The sequence below is a fragment of the Pseudoalteromonas sp. BSi20480 genome (genome assembly GCF_000241365.1).
Classification (GTDB): Bacteria; Pseudomonadota; Gammaproteobacteria; order Enterobacterales; family Alteromonadaceae; genus Pseudoalteromonas; species Pseudoalteromonas marina.
Genome location: NZ_BADX01000073.1, coordinates 20,807 through 41,347, shown reverse-complemented (window position 1 = coordinate 41,347; position 20,541 = coordinate 20,807). Strand labels below are relative to the sequence as shown.

14 protein-coding genes and 1 pseudogene are annotated in these 20,541 nt (G+C 38.1%); 7 read left to right on the top strand and 8 right to left on the bottom strand.

What is annotated here, in order from left to right; genetic code table 11:
• Positions 1–5: 5 nt before the first annotated feature.
• The 3 genes from P20480_RS10340 to P20480_RS10350 all read left to right on the top strand — a co-directional run bounded on the left by P20480_RS10340 (position 6) and on the right by P20480_RS10350 (position 1,506).
• Positions 6–482: a chalcone isomerase family protein gene (locus P20480_RS10340; RefSeq protein WP_370587932.1), complete on the top strand. Its 477-nt coding sequence runs from the start codon at positions 6–8 to the stop codon at positions 480–482.
• 1 nt (position 483) lies between these two features.
• The gene (locus P20480_RS10345) at positions 484–1,023 is read left to right on the top strand and encodes a DUF3833 domain-containing protein (RefSeq protein ID WP_008129191.1); all 540 of its coding nucleotides are present in this window, start codon (positions 484–486) and stop codon (positions 1,021–1,023) included.
• Between the two features lie 207 nt (positions 1,024–1,230).
• Positions 1,231–1,506 (top strand): HU family DNA-binding protein, encoded by a 276-nt coding sequence (locus P20480_RS10350; RefSeq protein ID WP_006793424.1) that lies wholly within the window; start codon positions 1,231–1,233, stop codon positions 1,504–1,506.
• A 91-nt stretch (positions 1,507–1,597) separates the two neighbouring features.
• Here P20480_RS10350 and ilvN read toward each other — a convergent pair whose 3' ends face one another.
• Entirely contained in the window at positions 1,598–2,095 is a 498-nt protein-coding gene (gene ilvN / locus P20480_RS10355) for an acetolactate synthase small subunit (protein WP_006793425.1), read from the bottom strand.
• Positions 2,095–3,822: an acetolactate synthase 3 large subunit gene (locus P20480_RS10360; protein ID WP_008129190.1), complete on the bottom strand. Its 1,728-nt coding sequence runs from the start codon at positions 3,820–3,822 to the stop codon at positions 2,095–2,097. Before P20480_RS10360 ends, ilvN begins: the two co-directional genes overlap by 1 nt.
• A 485-nt stretch (positions 3,823–4,307) precedes the next feature.
• On the opposite strand from P20480_RS10360, the gene P20480_RS10365 reads away from it, so the two are divergent.
• Entirely contained in the window at positions 4,308–7,322 is a 3,015-nt protein-coding gene (locus tag P20480_RS10365) for an immune inhibitor A domain-containing protein (protein WP_008129188.1), read from the top strand.
• A gap of 52 nt (positions 7,323–7,374) precedes the next feature.
• Here the strand turns inward: P20480_RS10365 and P20480_RS10370 are convergent, their stop codons facing one another.
• From P20480_RS10370 to P20480_RS10390, 6 genes and pseudogenes are all read right to left on the bottom strand, one after another.
• On the bottom strand, positions 7,375–8,382 hold the full coding sequence (locus P20480_RS10370; RefSeq protein ID WP_006793428.1) for an isocitrate dehydrogenase: 1,008 nt from the start codon (positions 8,380–8,382) through the stop codon (positions 7,375–7,377).
• 186 nt (positions 8,383–8,568) lie between these two features.
• On the bottom strand, positions 8,569–10,257 hold the full coding sequence (locus tag P20480_RS10375) for a hypothetical protein (protein WP_033025369.1): 1,689 nt from the start codon (positions 10,255–10,257) through the stop codon (positions 8,569–8,571).
• Positions 10,258–10,264: 7 nt separating this feature from the next.
• Positions 10,265–10,651: a DUF3192 domain-containing protein gene (locus P20480_RS10380; protein ID WP_033025357.1), complete on the bottom strand. Its 387-nt coding sequence runs from the start codon at positions 10,649–10,651 to the stop codon at positions 10,265–10,267.
• Positions 10,652–10,720: 69 nt separating this feature from the next.
• Positions 10,721–11,494, bottom strand: coding sequence for a flap endonuclease Xni (gene xni / locus P20480_RS10385; RefSeq protein ID WP_008129180.1), 774 nt, complete (start codon positions 11,492–11,494; stop codon positions 10,721–10,723).
• Between the two features lie 10 nt (positions 11,495–11,504).
• Positions 11,505–12,849 (bottom strand): annotated as a pseudogene (gene ppnN / locus P20480_RS17990) (nucleotide 5'-monophosphate nucleosidase PpnN).
• A gap of 71 nt (positions 12,850–12,920) precedes the next feature.
• Positions 12,921–14,456, bottom strand: a complete 1,536-nt coding sequence (locus P20480_RS10390; protein WP_008129175.1) for a GGDEF domain-containing protein — start codon at positions 14,454–14,456, stop codon at positions 12,921–12,923.
• 204 nt (positions 14,457–14,660) lie between these two features.
• On the opposite strand from P20480_RS10390, the gene P20480_RS10395 reads away from it, so the two are divergent.
• The 3 genes from P20480_RS10395 (at position 14,661) to P20480_RS10405 (ending at position 20,389) form a co-directional block, all read left to right on the top strand.
• Positions 14,661–16,442: a M61 family metallopeptidase gene (locus P20480_RS10395; RefSeq protein WP_008129173.1), complete on the top strand. Its 1,782-nt coding sequence runs from the start codon at positions 14,661–14,663 to the stop codon at positions 16,440–16,442.
• 157 nt (positions 16,443–16,599) lie between these two features.
• Complete coding sequence (locus tag P20480_RS10400) at positions 16,600–18,687, top strand: bifunctional diguanylate cyclase/phosphodiesterase (protein ID WP_008129171.1); 2,088 nt, start codon at positions 16,600–16,602, stop codon at positions 18,685–18,687.
• 430 nt (positions 18,688–19,117) lie between these two features.
• Positions 19,118–20,389 carry an O-acetylhomoserine aminocarboxypropyltransferase/cysteine synthase family protein gene (locus P20480_RS10405; protein ID WP_008129169.1) on the top strand — a complete coding sequence of 424 codons (1,272 nt, stop codon included), beginning with the start codon at positions 19,118–19,120 and terminating at the stop codon, positions 20,387–20,389.
• Positions 20,390–20,541: the final 152 nt, after the last annotated feature.

Here is a 20,541-nt window from a genome sequence, read left to right as displayed (position 1 = left end):
CAATCATAACGACAACTGTTTTATGTCTTTTATTGTCTACTTCTGCCTTTGCTAATGTTGAATATAGCAAAGTGGGCGAGGGTAGAATGGAATACTTGTTTTGGGATGTTTACGACGCCACCTTGTATACCCCTTCTGGCGATTATGCTTTGGGTGAACACCCTGTCAAATTTAAGCTGACCTATTTACGTGATTTTGACGCCAAAGATATAGTTAAAGCAACCAATGAGCAGTGGGAGCACATAGGTAAAAAAAATCTAGTCGGCAAGTACGATGAGGTGCTTTTGTCTATTTGGCCAAACATAGGTAAAGGTGATTCGTTAACGCTGATAACTGATAAGGAAGGCAAAAGTACTTTTTTGCATAACGATAGCGAGGTTGGCGTAATTGATGATGTTGCGTTTTCAAGTGATTTTTTAGCTATTTGGTTAGGTAAAAATACGTCAGAGCCAGCTTTAAGAAAAAAACTATTAGGAAATTAAAATGATTATTAATAACGCGTTAAAAACGATTTTTGTGTGTGTATTTGCACTTTTTTTGGTTAGTTGCTCAGCGCCTAATGTAGAACACTACAGTAAAACAACTCCCAATTTTGACTTTAAAACTTTCTTTAGCGGCAAATTAAAAGCATATGGCATAGTGCAAGACTTTAAAGGTGAGTTAACCCGTAAGTTAGTCGTTGATATGAACGCTACGTGGGAGGGCAACCAGGGCGTCATAGAAGAAGACTTTGTGTATGATGATGGTGAAACACAAAAACGCATCTGGAAAATAACCCTTAATGACGATAACACCCTTACAGGGACTGCTGCAGACGTTCTTGGCGTTGCGCAAGGTAAGAGTGATGGCAGTGTATTTCATTGGAACTACAACGTAGAACTCCCTTATGACGGAAGCACTTTAGAAGTTAATTTTGATGATTGGATGTACTTGGTAACACAATCGCGCTTGATTAACCGCACATCTATTGTTAAGTTTGGTGTCGAGGTCGGGGAAGTGACCTTAGTTATCGAAAAAATATAGTTTTTATATGCTGATTAACATGCACCAAAATTGTACAAAAATTAAGTCTTTGTTAACACAAGATGCTGTATTTTAGCGGAAATTAATATAATTTTATGTGTTTTATAAGATTTTAACTAAAAATTGCAATTTGCTGTTGCTAACTTTTAAAAAATACATAAAGATAGGTTTTGCGAAGGCAAAATAATAACGAATAGGAATCTAACAATGAATAAAGCTCAATTAGTTGAAAAAATTGCTACTGACGCGGAAATTTCTAAAGCCGCTGCTACACGTGCTCTTGACGCGTTTACTGGCGCTGTAACTTCTGCACTTAAAGAAGGTGATTCAGTAGCATTAGTTGGTTTTGGTACTTTCTCAGTTAAAGAACGTGCTGCACGCACAGGCCGTAACCCTCAAACGGGTGCTGAGATCCAAATCGCAGCGGCAACTATCCCAAGCTTTAAAGCAGGTAAAGGTCTTAAAGACCAAGTAAACCTATAATTGGTTTTACAAATTAATTGAAAAAAGGGCTAATAAGCCCTTTTTTTTTGTGTTGAAAAAGCCGTAATGTAACGGCTCAGTATTTGAAAAGTTATGCTTTTAAGGCTTTATCGCCTCTACCAATTCCAACTGCACCTGAACGTACAACTTCTATGATATCTGTTTCATGGCGTAGCGTATCTAAAAATGATTCTATTTTGTCTGTGCTGCTCACAAGTTGTAAGCTGTAACTCTGACGGCCCATATCTAAAATATCACCTTTAAACACATCTACTACACGAGTAACTGCGGCACGCGTTGTTTCGTCTTGTGCAAATACTTTTACAAGGAGTAGTTCTCGTTCAATGTGGCTCATTTCTGTTAAATCAATAATTTTTAATACATCAACGAGCTTGTTAACTTGCTTGGTAATTTGTTCAACAATTCGGTCGTCACCCATTGTTGTTATGGTAATACGCGATAAAGACTGATCGTCAGTAGTACCTACCGTTAGGCTGTCAATGTTATATGCTCGTTGTGAAAATAGTCCAACAATACGAGATAGTGCACCGGGTTCGTTTTCTAATAATATTGATAAAATACGACGCATTATGCTTTAACTCCTTTACGTAACCACATTTCGTCAATGCCACCTAATTTAATTTGCATTGGGTACACATGTTCTTTTTCGTCGACAAGTATGTCTAAAAATACTAGACGATCCGTTATGCTCATTGCTTTGTCAATCGCGGGTTGAAGCTCGTCAAGTGTGTTTACCTGAATACCAACGTGGCCATAGCTTTCAACTAATTTTATAAAGTCAGGTAGTGAGTCCATGTAAGATGATGAATGACGACCGCCGTACACCATATCTTGCCATTGGCGTACCATTCCTAATGAGCGGTTGTTAAGAGAGACGACTTTAACGGCTAAGTTGTACTGCAAGCACGTAGAAAGCTCTTGAATGTTCATTTGAATAGAACCATCGCCAGTTACGCACACCGACTCTTTATCAGGAAATGCGAGCTTAACGCCCATGGCAGCCGGTAAACCAAAGCCCATAGTGCCTAATCCGCCTGAATTGATCCATTGGCGAGGGTATTTAAATGGGTAATACTGTGCTGCAAACATTTGATGCTGCCCTACATCAGAGCTGATGTATGCTTCGCCGTCTGTTGCTTTATAAAGCGCTTCAATGACAGCTTGAGGCTTGATTTTTTCTGAAGGGCTTTGTTTGTAACCCAAACATTTTTGTTCGCGCCAGCTAATAATTTGTCGCCACCAATCTTCTTGTGCACTGCGATCTATTTGAATTGTGCTTTTGTCTATTCCATCTTGTAGTTGTTTAAGTACAGTGTCTAAACAACCTACCACAGGTATATGCGCCTTAATGGTTTTAGAAATAGAGGTAGGGTCTACATCTACGTGAACAATAGTTGCATTAGGGCAAAACTTTTTAACGTTATTTGTAACCCGATCATCAAAGCGAGCGCCTAATGCTAATATAACGTCGGCATTTGCCATAGCTTTGTTGGCCTCTAGCGTGCCATGCATCCCGAGCATACCGATAAAATTGGGGTGAACCCCTGAAATACCACCCAGACCCATCAAAGTGTTGGTAATAGGTGCATTCAATGATTCTACTAAGCGTGTTAATTGCTCTGAGGTGTTTGAGATGATAATGCCACCCCCAGAATATATAACTAGCTTTTTAGCTTCCAATATAGCGGCCACTGCTTTTCTAATTTGTTTTGAATGGCCTTTGGTATTTGGGCTGTAAGTTCGAAGTTCAGTCGTTGCAGGGAAGTCGTATTCAAATTTGACAGCAGGATTAAGCATATCTTTTGGTAGCTCAACAACAACAGGCCCAGGGCGACCAGTGCTTGCAATATAAAAAGCTTTTGCCAAAATTGCAGGTATTTCTTGTGCACTTCTGCAGTTAAAGCTGTGTTTTACAATTGGTCGAGAGCAACCAACTATGTCTGTTTCTTGGAAGGCGTCGTCACCAATTAGACTAGTAGGTACCTGCCCAGATAATACAACCATCGGAATTGAGTCCATGTACGCAGTTGCAATACCGGTTATACAATTTGTAGCACCAGGGCCTGAAGTAGCAAGAACAACACCGACCTCACCAGTAGCACGTGCATAACCGTCAGCCATGTGTGTTGCTGCTTGTTCATGCCTAACTAAGATGTGCTCAATATCATTTTGTTGAAAAAGTGCATCGTATAAATCTAATACTGAGCCACCTGGGTAGCCAAATATATATTTTACCTTTAATTCTTTTAATGCCTGAACGACTAGTTCAGAGCCATTATACTCTTGTTTGCTCATCCTCATTCCTCTGCGCTTTTTTTGTGCATAAAAAAACCCCCGCCGTGGTGCGGGGGTTTTTAAAAAGCAGTATTACCTTTTAATACATCCCCGCTGGGCTTATTACTAAGACCAGTACGAGAACGACTAGAAGGTTAAATTGTGTTTTCATAGTTATTTACTCTACTCAGCAAAACACTGCTTTGATGTGAAATTTTATATGGGTTTATTTTTAAGTGTTTTAAGTGTTTATGTCAACCTTGAATGTTGTTTTTTGCATTTTAAATTCGTTTTTTATTGTTTTTTAGTGGTTTGTTGCTTTTTGTGCGTTTGATTTGAAGTTTTTAGGGAGATAATATGCAGTGCGCTTGTTTTTGCTTTGTTTGCTGTTGTTTTAGTAGTAAGCAATTATAGATTGCTTACGTATACTTTAAGCTGGTTTATAACATGTTTAAATAGTTGTTATTAGGTATGATGTGCTTAACAAATTGTTTGAGGAATATACAGTGAACAAAATAGCGTTACTTACTCTTATTACTACGTTGTTTAGCTCTATAACTGTAGCTAAAACATCTACTCCGCACGATGTAGGTGTGACCAACAAAGAACGAATTTTGTATTGGCTTAATAAAAAAGAAGACTTAACTTCCGATGAGTTAGAAGCGTCTTACAATGAATACATCAATAACAAATCACCTGTGCAAGTAGCGTTAAAAAATGGGTTTAGTCAGCTACCTCGTTTATCGACATATAACTCAATACAAAAGGGGCTCTTACCTAGTGAACAATCTAGTTTTTCAGCGGGGTTAACCCCAGATGATCGAGTCAATACCGTTAAAGTATTAACTATTTTAGTTGATTTTCCTGATTTAAAGCACGACGAAAACCAGTTAACTCCCCAAGACACTGATATGTTTTATACCGACTACTCCCACGATCATTACCAGCAGATGCTGTTTAACACTAACGGCTATGAAGGCCCTGACGGACAGGTTCTTTTATCGGCGGCCGATTATTATAAAGCGGCTTCTGGCAACAGCCTTAATTTTGAAGGGCAAGTTTACGGGTGGGTAACTGCAAATAATAACGCTAAATTTTATGGTGAACGTTTAGGCTCTACCCGAGATAAAAATGCGCCGAGCCTTGTAAAAGAAGCTGTTGAAAAAGCGGTTGCACAATTTAATATTAATTTGGCTGATTATGACTTAACTGATCTTGATGACATAGACGGTGATGGTATTACCGACGAACCAAATGGGATAATCGATCATGTTATGATTTTTCATTCTAGTATTGGTGAAGAGTCGGGCGGGGGTTATTTATCAACAGATGCAATTTGGTCACATCGTTATTATGTTTTAGACGAAAATAGCCAACCAACTGAAGTTGTTGGGAGTGATATAAAGCTATTTGGATACACAATAAACCCTATTGATGCCGCCATTGGTGTTGTTGTTCATGAGTTTGGGCACGATTTAGGTTTAAAAGATGAATACGATTTACAGTCTAATACGGTAGGTGAGCCTGTCGCCTCATGGTCGGTTATGTCGTCAGGTACGTGGGCGGGTTCACCACGAGGGTCTGAGCCAGTAATGTTTAGCCCATATGCGCTAGAATATCTTCAAACACGCTACCAAGGTAATTGGGTAAACCAGCTTAGCCTTGATATGGATGAGGTTGTTACGAACCCAGTGCAAGTGATTAATAACGCATCAAGTACGTCTAAATCACAAAGCCAAGTAAAGGTCACATTGCCACCAAGGCTTGAAAAATTTAAAACGCCAGTCGAAGGCGTTTTTCAATATTATTCAAATACCGGCGATAATCTTAATACTCGTTTAGTGAACACCATTAATTTACCAAGCACGACAGAATCGCTTATGCTGAGCTTTGTTGCTTTTTATAGCATTGAGCAAGATTATGACTTAGTTCAAATAAAGGTTAATGGTGTGCCAATTGCGGGTAACTATACGCAACCTACTAACCCTTTCTATGGCAATATTGGTCCTTATATTACAGGTGATTCATTTTTAAATCCTGATGCACAACTTCCTAACGGATACTTAACGCATCAATTTGATTTATCTGCTTATGCAGGGCAAACAATAGAGTTACAAGTACAATACTTAACAGACGCTAATACGCATTATTATGGTTTTGTTATTGACGATATGCGCATTGAGCAAAATGGTTCATTAATTTGGCAAAATAACGCAGAAACTCAAAGTAATACGACCTTATCCGGGTTTGCAAAAGTAGGGAGTTATGTATTTGCTATGCCATCTTACTACTACCTGCAGTTACGTGACTATTCGGGTATAGATAGTGGATTACAAAAAGAAGGTTACTCGCCGGGATTATTACTGTGGTACAGCGATGATTCGCACACTGATAACAATACAACTGAGCACCCCGGTAGTGGTTTTGCATTGGTTGTTGACGTAGATCAGCGTGCTATCAATAAAGGAGGCACGCAATCACCAGCAAACACCGCTATTCAAATAAGAGATGCCGCATTTAGCCTTTATGCTCAACGAGCAGGGCTAGGAGATGACGATTTATCTGCTATCAGCTCTTTTAGTGACGAGATGGACTATGGCTTTGCAGAACAAACTGAATCGGGTGTTAAATTACCACAAGTTGGCTTTGGTTTTACGCTCACAAACCAAGAAAACGATAATCAAAGCATAGAAATATTATTAAATTACGAGCCATCAAATGGCATTAGTTACTCACTCTCAGATTTCACAGCAGATTTTACAGTTGATGGATTGACGCTTTCGCCATCTGATACGTTTACTTGGGATTTTGGTGACGGCAGAACAAGTTCTGAGTTATCCCCTTCGCACGTTTTTGAGAGTTACGGACGCTATGATGTAACATTTACGGCAAGCAACGGTGAAGAAGAGCAAGTAGCAACAACAACAGTCATTATTGCCGCACCCCTGAGTATCACTGAAATTGATTACGAAATAACACAAGGGCTACTAACGGCAAAAGCTGAAGTTGCAGGAGGGTTAGCACCATACAGTTATTTGTGGAATTTAGGCGATGGCAGTTCGCTAGCATCACAAGCCATTTCATATGACTATTTACACTCGGGTGATTATTTATTGTCTCTAACAGTGACTGACGACCAAGGAATGTCGGTATCTCAAAACGTTAATGTAAACGTCAATGTTCCACTCGCAGTTAATACCAGTTTTTCAACAAATAATTTAACGGTCCAATTTAACGCTGATGTGTTAGGTGGGTTTAAAAATTATACATATAGCTGGGATTTTGGTGACGGCAGTGAGCTTTCTCAAGTTCAAAACCCAGGTCATACTTATCAAAATGCGGGCAGTTATTCTGTTACTTTAACTATAACCGACACAATTACGGGAGAGGTTATTAGTGATGACTTATCCGTAACGGTAGCACAATCTCAAACTAATAGCGGTTCAAGCTCTAGTGGAGGGGCGCTTGGCGGGTTATTAATTCTTATATTGTTAATTTCAATTAGATTTAAACGCACTTAAATGGCATAAAAAAAGCCAGCAAAAATGCTGGCTTTTTGAACGTTTTATTAAATTACAGGCGGTCGATCACTGACTGTGTGAAATCAGTTGTTCCGTGGCTGCCACCTAAATCACGTGTAGTACGGTCACCTGATTTAATTACATCAGCAACAGCGCTGCGAATACGTTCAGCTGTGTCACCCATGTTTAAGTGCTCTAGCATTTGAATAGACGCTAAAATTACTGAGGTAGGGTTTGCTAGGTTTTTACCCGCGATATCTGGTGCGCTACCGTGCACAGCTTCAAAAATTGCAGCATCTTCACCAATGTTTGCACCTGGTGCCATACCTAAACCGCCTACTAAGCCAGCACATAGGTCTGATAAAATATCACCAAATAAGTTAGTCGTTACAACAACGTCAAACTCTTCTGGTGTCATTACAAGTTTCATACACGTTGCATCAACAATCATCTCTGTTGATTCAATTTGTGGGTAACGCTCAGCTACTTCACGAGCAACTTTTAAAAATAAGCCAGAAGTAGATTTTAAAATGTTCGCTTTGTGAACCGCTGTTACTTTTTTACGGCCTTCTCGTACCGCAAGCTCATAAGCAAATGTTACGATTTTTTCAGCGCCTTCACGCGTTATTACAGACTTTGCTTCTGCTTCATTGCCGTCTTCGCTCACTACTTGGCCAGCGCCTGAGTACATACCTTGTGTGTTTTCGCGAATAGTGATGATATCAATATCATCGTAACGTGCTTTAGTGCCTACAAATGATTTTACTGGACGTACGTTAGCGTATAAGCCAAATTGCTTGCGCAGTGTTACGTTAATAGACGTAAAACCTTCACCTACAGGGGTAGTTAACGGGCCCTTAAGTGTGATTTTGTTTTTAGCAATTGTATCAATTGTCTCTTGTGGAAGTAACTCACCTGTTTTTTCTAGAGCGGCTAGGCCAGCATCAACAAATTCATAATCAAAATCGCATCCTGCGGCTTTTAGTATTTCAAGTGCTGAGTCGATGATGCTAGGACCGATGCCGTCGCCTTTGATCACTGTGATGGTTTGTTTGGCCATTATCTTTTCCTTTAAAGAGTTTGATGTGCACATAAATAATTACTCTGAGAGAGTAGCTGCTTGTTAGGTCATTTATGTGAATGGTTGAAAATTTTAAGGGCGCATTTATACCAATTTAACGCTTATTTTGCCAGTTTATAGAATAAATAATGGGTATAACCTGTATTTATAGTGGTAATAACCGAACTAAATATTGTTATATATTTGAAGATTTCCTAATTGGTCGTAAAAAGTCCGCTCTTCATTCCAGCCATTTAATTTTAGTTGTTCACTAAGAGTTTGCTGTTGCCATGGGGTTAATTTTAGTTCTGGTTTGAAAACCTGTTGCGCAATTACTTTTAAAGCGACCCATAGCTTATGTTTATTTGTTAGCTGTTTTTTTGCTGTGTGCTCTGCCTGTAACAATGTGTTTGCCCAAGGGTTATCGCTCAGCAATTGTGAAAACAATGATTCGATGTGTTCATTTTTAATACTTTCTACACCAAAAAATGCACTAAATGGTGCACTTAGCGTTTTGTTAGGCACTTCATCGATAGCTATTTTTCGTGTTAAGTGAGTACTGCATTGGGTTAACATAAAATGAGTATATGCATACAGAGGTAAAGTTATGTGCTCAAATTGATACTGCTTATTAGGTGCTACCAATAAAGCCATTATTTTTACTAAGCTGTCTAATCTATTTACTATAAACCTTTGTAGTGGATGGGGTGTTGAATTCACCAATTGCTCAAATACAACGCGCTGAATAATCGCAGGTGCATTATTGTATCCAACCATCGACAAGCTATGGCGGAGATCTTTAGCTGCTTGATGTTCTTTATTATAAGGTTTTACGGCTTCACATACTCGCGCAATAATCTCAGGGTGATGACCCATTATTTTATTCAAACCTTTAAAACTATATTCTTGGTTAACTTTAATTTGACTAATTAACTCAATTAGTTGCCTTGGTTTATCTAAACTGCTTGGCTGGTTAATAGTAATATGTTCACTGTTCCATACACTGTATATAAGCTTTTTATCTGCACACTTCCATTGTTTGGGATTGTCTTTTAGTGACGCTTTTATTCTATACCAAGCTAATTTCTGTTTATTTTCTGAGTTAACTAAAATGTGTCGGTTTTGTTTGTCGGTCGCTAAATAAACCATACTTTGATCTTGATATATAACTCGGCTACCAGCTAAAAAGGGTCCGACGTCGGCCACGTAAGACTTCACCAAATGTTGTGCAAACAGATTTGGCGTGCGTAAATATAAGTCGGCCAAAGCTTGATAAAAACTTATGTGCTTTTTAGCAGGGGTATGAGTTATATTCATTGCTATTATATTAGCTAATGCAACAAGCGTAATTCCACCATCGTAAAGCATTGTTTTAGGCGTGTTTACAAGGGCTTGCTTATATTTATTTAGTTTAGCGAGTATATGTGTAATAGGGGCTGCGCTATTGCCGCAGCTCAACATTATTTTTGCTGCAAATTGGTGGCGAAGCTGCCAAATTTTTTTATCATTGGCACTAAATTTAGACTGTTCAGCTAGCTTATTTAACTGCGAACAAACACATATATGCTCCACAAGCGCAGCGCTAATATAAAGTTCGGTAAGTTTTTTATCGTAATTTTGGCTAGCGCATAAGCCGGCGGTAATTACACATTGGCTTATAACTAAATTAGTCGAATAGCTGTATTGAGGATTAAATAACGTTAATTTAGACAACAGTGCATTAGGGCAGTGTTCGTATAAGATTCTATATTGTTCAGCTAATTTACAAGCCATAGGGTATAAGGCTTGCCATTGCTCTTTGTTATTATAGCCGGTTAAAAAACGCTGCGTATTTTCGTGCAGTTGCTTTAAACGATTCGCAAGAGGCTCATCCATTATGCCTTCACCCAATTTCTTCCTGATATTTACTGTACGCACTAGGTCCCCATAAAATGAGCTGGCCATTTTTAAATAATAAACCTGTGCATTCATCCATTGTCGTTATCCCGTCTGACGTAATATGCTGAGTACGATAAAAAATAATCTGTAATACTTGTTCGTTATCCCGCTTAGCAAATGTCAGGTCTGGGCTACCAAGATAATCAAGTACGGTATTGAGTGTAGTTTGAGAATCTAGCGAAAGTTTTTCAATGTAGCGCTTGTTAAATGACTCTCGATCTTGCCAAATCATAGCTTGAGGATCGTCTTTGTAAAAAGCAATCACCAAAGTTGCAATGAGCGCATATAGCCCCAATCCTAAAATTAAATACCGTATAAACTTTTTCAACACTATTTACCTTAAATACTACCACGGGTATTAGTATACGTTTTGCTATAAATACACGCTATTTACTTGCGACTAATTAAGCCTGAGCTGCTTTAAACTAAACCCTAAATTTATATCTGTTCTTAAACTAACCAATTGTTTGGAGATAACGTACATATCCATATTGGTTTCAAGTTTTTTGCGTAGTCCTGAATTAAGTAATTCATCACTTAATGCTTCATTTATAGAGGTGTAATTATTAACAAGCTGTTGAGCTGATTTTATACCAACGCCTTTAACACCAGGTATATCATTCGTTTTATCGCCTGCAAGCGCCCAAAAGTCGACGAGTCTATTCTTATCTACCCCAAAGCGTTCATGTATTGCAGGTTCATCTAAATGCTGCCTTTTAAAGTAATCGTAAATATGTATTTCACTGTTTAAATACGGTAAAAATCCCTTGTCAGTGGATACGATAGTACTCGTGATTTTATTATCAGCAGCTTTGCAAGCAAGGGTGGCAATAATATCGTCAGCTTCATCATTTTTTGGTTCAAAAACAACAATGCCGGTTTCCTCTATTGCTGATTTAAAATGATGCAACGCACTTTTTAGCGTTTCAGGCATTGGGGCTCTGGAGTGTTTATAATGTTCATAAAAGTGATAACGCCAACTTTTATCCCCATCAAATATCGCAATAGCATGTGTTGCATCCGTTATGCGAAGCATTTTTTTGCATGCTTGAGCTACACGTTCGCTGCACATATGCACTAATTGCTCTTCGTTGCTATGTTTTTGGTTAGCATCAACTGCGTAAATGCGCCTAATTAAATTAAGCGCATCAATTAATAATAAATGGGGTTTCAAACTGTACGACTCATGCTTTTATTTTGTAACACGGAATATACTTACTACCAGGGAGTTTCATACGACCCTGATCAACAAAAGCCTGTAAAAGTACGTCCATATCTTGCATTAAGGCAGGCTCACCGCTGAGAGTGTAAGGTCCATGTTCTTTGATTGCTCGAACACCCTCATCTTTAACATTACCCGCAACAATACCTGAAAATGCACGTCGTAAGTTTGCTGCAAGCTGTTGTTTTGGTTGATCCAAATGTAGGTCTAAGCTTGCCATATTTTCATGTGTGGGTGCAAAAGGCTGCTGAAAATCGTGATCAATTTTAAGCGTCCAATTAAAGTAATACGCATCGCCTTCACTTTTTCTATACTCGCGTACATTGGCCATTTTAGATTTTAGCTTTTGACCTACTAAACTCGGATCATCAATAATCACTTCAAATTTGTCTAATGCTTCTTTGCCGAGTGTCATTTCGATAAATTCACAGAGTTTTTCAAAGTAATCTTTACTTTGTTTTGGTCCTGTTAAAATAACGGGCAAACACTGCTTTTCGTTATCTGGATGCAATAAAATCCCTAGTAAGTACAATAGTTCTTCGGCAGTGCCCGCACCACCTGGAAAGATAATAATTGCATGAGCTGTGCGTATAAATGCTTCCAACCGTTTTTCTATATCTGGCAAAATAACGAGTTCGTTTACTATTGGGTTAGGGGGTTCAGCTGCAATAATGCTGGGTTCTGTTAACCCTAAATAACGATTGTTTTTAATGCGTTGTTTAGCATGGCCAATGGTGGCACCTTTCATTGGACCTTTCATTGCCCCAGGTCCACAACCAGTACAAATATTCAATCCACGCAAGCCAAGTTCATAACCCACTTGTTTGGTGTACTTGTACTCAGTTTCGTTTATTGAATGTCCACCCCAACAAACCACCATATTAGGCTCGCTGTTTACACGAAGTGCATGCGCATTTCTGAGCATATCAAACACCATATGAGTTATGGTCTTTTTGTTCTTGCAGGTCTTTTTCGTACTTTTGACAAATAAATAAAATATCGCGAATAACTGAAAATATATGTTCGTGTATACCGGTGATTATTTCACCATCTACAAAGGCTGTTTTTGGAGGGTTTTCAAGTTCAATTTTTATACCGCGCTCTCGGCTGAGCAAGCGAATATCAAAATCTTTATACTTGTCGTATATTTGCGAACTTTCGTCTGTGTGGCTGCCTACATTGAGTACCGCTAACACACAATTTCTAAATAATTTATAACGTTCGCTGGTAGAAGATTGTTCTAATAAATCAACCTCTAACTGAGATAGTAAATCTAATACACCAGTTGGGTTTAACTGTATTAACATGGGCGTACTCCTTGCTATTTATGTAAATTACTACTGAGTCATACATTTACAATATTTATAATCGAATGACATTATTTACTTATACAAAGGCGGTCTCTACCTGAATTTTTGGCTTCATACAGAGCGTCATCGGCTCTATCAAAAGCTTTAATTGGCGTATCACCTTTTTTTAATTGCGTAGCGCCTACGGAGATAGTTATTTCAATTTGCTTGTCTTTAAATTTAAACGGGATACTTTTTATAACCTTTCTGAGTTTTTCAAGCGGTGCAACTGCATTATCAACAGTGGTTTCGCTCATTAATAGCACAAATTCTTCACCGCCATATCGTGCTATAAAATCAGATTTTCTTATCGACTTTTGTAATGCTTTTGCAATAACTTGCAACGTTATATCGCCAGCTGTGTGGCCAAATCTATCGTTAATTGACTTAAAGTGGTCAACATCGATAACGACCAGCGTAACATTTGATTGCTGAACATTAAATAAATGCATTTCGTGATTGTAGCGTTCGTCAAAAGCGGCTCTATTAGGTAATTTTGTTAACCCGTCCAGCAGGCTTTTAAAACGTTGATCGTTTAAGCGTTTTTTGTATTTTGTAAGCTTTGTTTCAAGCGTGCCAATACGGCCATTAATCTCATTAAAACTAGATACAAGTATTTCTCTGTCTTCGCGTTCTAGTTTTTCTTTTGCCATAAAGTCTTGAGTTAACGACTTTAACTCATTATCAACAAGCTCTTTTAATGATGAAATAGAAGTCGCAGATTGTGTTTTTTCGTTTAAGCTTTCTATTTTACTTTTAATACTTTTATTTAGGTTTTCAAACTCAGTCCCCATTGAGGTTGAGTGCTTACTTGTAGCGACTATTGATTTGTGTAGTTCTTCAATTGTTTGGTTAAGCGACGATAAAAAGCTTTGCGCTGATTCTCGTTCTTTATTTATATTTTTAACAACAACAGTAATTATATTTATGGCCGTATCGAGCAAAGAACCTAAATTATCGCTTTCAGATATAATGCTCTTAATACGTTTAATTTCTACAGTTGCTTCATCTTCAAGAACTAAGTCGTTAGCGAGTTCAAGCAGCTTTTGCGCTAGTGCAGGCGTGGCCTCACAGCTAATATTGCTATCAGCACGTAGCTTTGTGTTTAATGCCTGATGATAAAAGCTTATTAATTTTTCTAGTAGCGGAATAAAGTCATGAGTGGAGTGGACGTTATTCATTTCGTGATCAAGTAAGTTTCTTAACGAGCGGCGTGTACCCTCTGGCAAGCCTTTGGTTTTTTGTAGTTGTCTGCCAGCAGATAAAACACTTTCTTGCAGGTCACGTTGCTGCGATAGTTGTATGGCTTCTTGCTTTTTTAACAGCTCTATTGTTTCGTCGATTAAAGGGAATAAATCGTCAAAACCAACGCCTTTATTTAATGCGCTTCTAAAGTTAGCAAGTCTGTTATCAAGCTCCGTGTCTAGACCCTTACAGGCTAAAGATAATTTAGATGAGAAAATAGAGAGGGTGTCTACTTGATGTTTTCGCGCGTCTTCAAGTGCCATGCGCGCACCAATTGCTTGTTTAAGTTTTTTCTCTGTAGCAGTAGATTTTTCTGACACCTAGGCAAGCCACCATGATTTGTAATTTTATTATTCTAAGTCTACAACAAATTTATATTAAGTGTAGTTATCTCGGTAAAAACTCTATAATTTTATTAACCTAGTGCGTACAAACTCGTATACATGAGTGTTTATCGCTTTTAATTCACATTTAAATGTTCGCTTGTTAACCTTGAATACAATTAAGGTCTTAATTAGGTTTCTATGAAAAAGTTATTAGTTTTATCAATTTGTGCTGCGTTATCTGCATCTGCATTTGCAGATGTTAACTACTCATTAAGTATTGAACAGCCCCAACACCATCTTGGTGATGTGCGCGTTCAATTCCCTAAATCAGCACAAGCCCATCTTGATATTAAATTACCTTCTTGGCGCACCGGCCGTTATGAAATACTAAATCTTGCCAATGGCGTACGTTACTTTAACCCAACAGATAAAGAGGGTAATCCTTTAAAGTGGGAAAAAATCGATCACAGCACATGGCGTGTTCACATTGATACACCAACGGAAGTAAGTGTAGGGTATCAGGTCTATGCAAACGAGCTTGGCAAACGTGCTCGCCATATTGATGATAGCCACGCTTTTATAGACGCTTCTGGCTTTTTTATGTTTAGCGAATCATTTCGACAAGAGCCTGTAACGGTTAATTTAGATGTTCCAAAGCAGTGGCGTTCAGTATCTGGAATGGATAATTTAGATTCTACTCATTCGTTCAAGGCAGCTAATTACGATGTGCTTGTGGACTCGCCTATAGAAACAGGTATTAACCAGCTTCACTCATTTATCGTTGATGGACGTGAGTACGAATTAGTTATTTGGGGAGAGGGTAACTACGACGTTGAATTAATGCTGCGTGATCTTAAAAAGCTAGTAACAACCGGTAATGTAATTTGGGATAGTTACCCATATGAGCGCTACGTGTTTATGGTGCATGCAACTTCTGGCGCTGGTGGTGCAACCGAGCATTTAAATTCGACCATAATTCAAAGGCCGCGTGATCGATTTGGCTCTCGTGAAGATTATTTAGGTTTCATAAGCACAGCAGCTCATGAGTTTATTCATACTTGGAATGTAAAAGCATATCGTCCAAATGGATTGGTACCTTACGATTACACCAATATGAATTACTCAAAATTACTTTGGATTGCAGAAGGCTCAACAAGCTACTTTGAGGATCATTTATTAGTGCGTTCAGGCATTGAAACGACAGATGAGTTCTTTAAAGGCCTAACAAAAACCATAAATCGGCACTTACAAACACCAGGCAGAGAAGTTCAAAGTGCCAGTGAAACGAGTTTTGATAAATGGATTAACCAAGGTGGGGATCACGGACGCAACTACAGTACCAACATATATTCAGAAGGCTCATTGTTGTCAATGGTACTTGATATTGACTTACTAGAAAAAACAGCGGGTAAAGTAAGTTACCGTGATGTGCATAAAGCACTATATAACAATCATAAGCTACCAGCGGGCTTTGATGAAAAAGACGTACTAAGCATTTTACAAAACCTGACAGGTCTCGATTATTCAAATTGGTGGGAAGAGCATGTTGACTCACCTGCAAATATTAATTTTGACGAGTTGCTTAATAAAGTAGGTTTGACTTTTGAACGACCGAAAGGTGCTGAGGCTATTGCCAGCATAGATGCAATGGCTAAAAATACCGGCCAGCTTTTAACATTAACGCATGTTCAACGCGGTGGTAGCGCGTGGAAAGCAGGCTTAACAACTAACGATAAAATTGTAGCTATTAATAAGCTCCATGTTAATAAAGATTTAAAGTCTAGCCTTGAGACGTTTAAACCTGGAGATAAAGTGGTTATTGACTTTATTCGTCGTGATGCACTACAAAGCCTCACATTGGTATTAACTGAAAAGTTTGATAAACCTAAAAAGTTAACTGCTAATTTACAAGCAAGTGAGAAGCAAAAAGCCCTATTCAAAGCTTGGATGGGTGTTGAGCATCCTAATGATACTAAATAGGATTTAAAAACAGTAATAAAGGAGCTAAGGCTCCTTTTTTATTGCTCCAACAATTAATAATAAACCTAAGCTTATTTTTTAAATATATATGTGTATGGAAATTCAACAATTAACTTCTATTATAAAATAAGGAAATTTTAAAGGAGATAGTCACAGCATGACTGCCAACTCAATTGTGAATCAATTATCTAAACAGTTTGTAACTAACGATTCATTGCACCAATTATTTGAAAGTGTTAATTCAATCTCAGTGCAAGGTTATGATGATCAAAGACGAGTTGTGTATTGGAACAAAGGGAGTGAGCTCCTTTATGGCTATAAACAAGAGGAAGCTCTTGGAAAGAAGCTAGAAGAATTAATAGTACCAGCCCCTATGAGAGACATGGTAATTGAGGCTCATACAAAGTGGATCAATGAAGGCGTAGCAATCCCTGCTGCAGAAATATTACTTAAACATAAAAATGGAACTGACGTATACGTTTATTCAAGCCACGCAATGTTTGAAAATGAATTTAAAAACAAGCAAATGTATTGTATAGACATTAATTTGTCGGATGTAAAAAAAGCCCAAGCCATTGCCACATTTAAAGAACAAATGCTAAAAACCATTTTTGAAGCAATCCCAGACTTGCTTTTTTTAATGGACTATAAAGGAATAATTATCGATTACCATGCTAATAATCAAGATGCCCTCTATGTCTCTCCTGACCAATTTGTTGGTAATAATATGCTTGATATTTTACCGAAGAGTGTTGCTAAAAAGTTTGAAGTTTACATAGAAAAAGCAATTGAACAAGATGAAATTGTAACGTTTAAATATGAGCTGTCCGTTCCTCAAGGGCAGGTGTATTTTGAAGCAAGAATTAACAAAGTTTTAAAATACGACCAAATAATGATAATTATTCGAGATATAACAGAACAACACCAATCAGAGCAACTCATTCGTAAACAAGCTTATTTCGATAGCCTTACACAATTACCAAACCGTTTACTCGCTCTTGACCGTTTATCACAGCTAACAGTTGAGGCGACTCGTAATGATGAAAAAGCAGCGGTATTTTTCTTAGATTTAGATGATTTTAAAAAAATTAACGATTCACTAGGTCATGAAGCAGGTGATAAAGTTTTAATTGAAACAGCCAATCGTTTACAAAGGGCATTAAGAAAAGCTGACACAATTGGTCGCTTAGGTGGCGACGAGTTCATTATTTTGTCAAAAGGAATTTCCACTCAACAAAATGCTGTGGGTATTGCCGAAAAACTCCTGCAAAATTTTCGAGAACCTTTCACAATTGAGGGGCGAGAGTTAATGTTAACAATTAGCATTGGGGTAGCAATGTTTCCAGATAACGGCAAATCTGTGTCTGACTTATTAAGAAACGCCGACACGGCAATGTATCAAGCCAAAGCTCTGGGTCGAAATACATACTCGTTTTTTACTAATCAAATGAATACTGTAATCCAACGACGCTTAACAATAGAAGAGCAAATGCGAGGTGCTTTGCAGCGCAATGAATTCATTCTTTATTACCAACCGCAATTTGATGTTAAAAAGAACGAAATTATAGGGGCAGAAGCATTACTCAGGTGGCTAAACCCTGTACTAGGAAGTGTGGCACCAGATGAGTTTATCCCTATTGCAGAAAAAACAGGCGTGATCATATCTATTGGTGAGTTTGTTATTAAAGAGTCACTTAGTTTACTCAATCGATGGAAGAACGTAGAACAGCTCAACAGAAATTTTTCAATTGCAGTAAATTTATCTCCTAGTCAATTTAAAGACCTGAGCCTGTTTAACTTTATCAAAACATCGTTATCAAATGCGAACATTGAACCTCAAAGTCTTGAACTTGAAATTACAGAAGGTGTTTTAATGAGTGGAGAGTCCAGCATTACTGACACATTAAACGATATAACAAATTTAGGTGTTATATTGTCAATGGATGATTTTGGCACAGGTTATTCCTCGTTAAGTTATTTAAGAAAGTACCCGTTTAATGTACTAAAAATAGACCGTGGTTTTATAAATGGGATTACAAAAAATAATGAGGATTACAGTTTAGTAGAAGCAACAATTGCCATGTCACATGGTTTAGGGTTAAAAGTTGTCGCTGAAGGCGTAGAAACAAAAGAACAACTCACAATATTAAAAGAACTTGGTTGCGATCTAGCTCAAGGATATTATTTTAGTAAACCAATACCTGAGCAGGACCTCATTGATTTTTCGATACGTTTTTATAGTTAACTTGCAGTAAACCTTGTAACTGGTGCGATGTAACTACCGTGTTTAAATAACATTTTTTAAATGGTTTTCTAATTCAAACATAAATCGATTTAAGACTTCGTTTAATTTATTACTTCCATATACAGCAGCATTAAGGCGTATTTGTTGGGTTTTTACTGTGCCATGGCTCTTAAATCGGTCGAGTTAAATCTGCACTTCACATTCAGCGTCTGCTATGTTTTGAGGTGACAATTTAATAGACAATAAGAATTAACAAGTTTTGTGCATGCTCTAGTATTAGCTGGTAGGTGCTCTAAAATAAAATCAACTAGTTTAATCATAAATTGTGCATTTATTGATTATATTATCTCTTTATTTTGTTTTTATATTTTTACGTGCATTTAATTACCCTTAAGTGGTATGTTTTAATAATTTACCAAGGGAATTAATTATGAAATTAGAGTCATTAGCACTGCACCATGGTTACGAGTCTGAAGAAACCACGAAATCAGCAGCAGTACCTATTTATAATACCTCATCTTACACGTTTGATAACACGCAACACGGTGCTGATTTATTCGACTTAAAAGTACCTGGTAATATTTACACCCGCATAATGAACCCTACTAATGCCGTGCTTGAACAGCGTATTGCTGCAATGGAAGGTGGCATTGGTGCGCTAGCGGTAGCCTCGGGCATGGCAGCTATTACCTATGCGATTCAATGCTTATGTGAAGTAGGCACTAATATTGTCAGCACCAGCCAAGTATATGGCGGTACGTATAATTTATTTGCCCATACATTACCCCGCCAAGGTATTGAAGCGCGTATGATTAAGGCTGATGACTTTAGCGCATTCGAAGATGCCATTGATGACAACACCCGTGCTGTTTTTTGTGAATCTATCGGTAACCCTGCAGGTAATATTGTTGATATTGAGCGTTTAGCTAAGATTGCTCATAGCAAAGGTGTCCCACTTATCGTTGATAATACTGTGGCTACACCGTATTTATGCCGGCCATTTGAGCTAGGCGCCGATATAGTGGTTCACTCACTGACAAAGTACATAAACGGGCACGGTACAGCTATTGGCGGTATGATTGTTGATTCAGGTCAATTTGATTGGAAAGCCAATGCCACACGCTTTGCAATGATGAACGAGCCCGATCCGTCGTATCACAATGTGGTTTATACCGAAGCCTTTGCTGAAGCTGCATTTATTGGGCGTTGTAGAGTAGTGCCACTGAGAAATACTGGTGCAGCGCTTGCCCCTAAAAACGCATCCGACATTTTAATCGGCCTTGAAACCTTAGGCTTAAGAATGGATCGCCACTGCGAAAATGCACAGCAGTTAGCTGAGTATTTAGAAAATCACTCTAAAGTACTTTGGGTTAACTACGCTGGTTTAACATTAAGCCCGTATAAAGAAATGAGCCAAAAAATCACCAGTGGCAAAGCATCGGGTATTTTAAGTTTTGGTATTGCGGGTGGCCTTGAAGCGGGTACTCGTTTTATTGATGCACTAAACATGATTTTACGCTTAGTTAATATTGGCGATGCAAAGTCGCTTGCGTGCCATCCAGCGTCAACCACGCACCGTCAATTAAATGATGAAGAACTTGCAAGCGCAGGTGTGAGCCGCGATTTAATTCGTCTATCAGTCGGTATTGAAAACATTGCTGACATAATTGCGGATGTAAGCCAAGCGCTCGATAAAGCATAGTTACCTCACTACCTGTCATAAAAAACTTTAAAGCATAAAAAGCGTTAGTTGAAAATACACTCTCGTTTTTTATGTTTTTCTAAAATCGATTAATAAGTATATCTCTTTATTTTATATGCCTTTTCTATAAAACCTTCTTAAGACTTTTATAT

Bases quoted from the DNA above. Each gene is read 5' to 3' on its own strand.
- P20480_RS10345 (WP_008129191.1), top strand. From the start codon at position 484: ATGATTATTAATAACGCGTTAAAAACGATTTTTGTGTGTGTATTTGCA.
- P20480_RS10350 (WP_006793424.1), top strand. From the start codon at position 1,231: ATGAATAAAGCTCAATTAGTTGAAAAAATTGCTACTGACGCGGAAATT.
- ilvN (WP_006793425.1), bottom strand. From the start codon at position 2,095: ATGCGTCGTATTTTATCAATATTATTAGAAAACGAACCCGGTGCACTA.
- P20480_RS10360 (WP_008129190.1), bottom strand. From the start codon at position 3,822: ATGAGCAAACAAGAGTATAATGGCTCTGAACTAGTCGTTCAGGCATTA.
- P20480_RS10370 (WP_006793428.1), bottom strand. From the start codon at position 8,382: ATGGCCAAACAAACCATCACAGTGATCAAAGGCGACGGCATCGGTCCT.
- P20480_RS10375 (WP_033025369.1), bottom strand. From the start codon at position 10,257: ATGGATGAGCCTCTTGCGAATCGTTTAAAGCAACTGCACGAAAATACG.
- P20480_RS10395 (WP_008129173.1), top strand. From the start codon at position 14,661: ATGAAAAAGTTATTAGTTTTATCAATTTGTGCTGCGTTATCTGCATCT.
- P20480_RS10400 (WP_008129171.1), top strand. From the start codon at position 16,600: ATGACTGCCAACTCAATTGTGAATCAATTATCTAAACAGTTTGTAACT.
- P20480_RS10405 (WP_008129169.1), top strand. From the start codon at position 19,118: ATGAAATTAGAGTCATTAGCACTGCACCATGGTTACGAGTCTGAAGAA.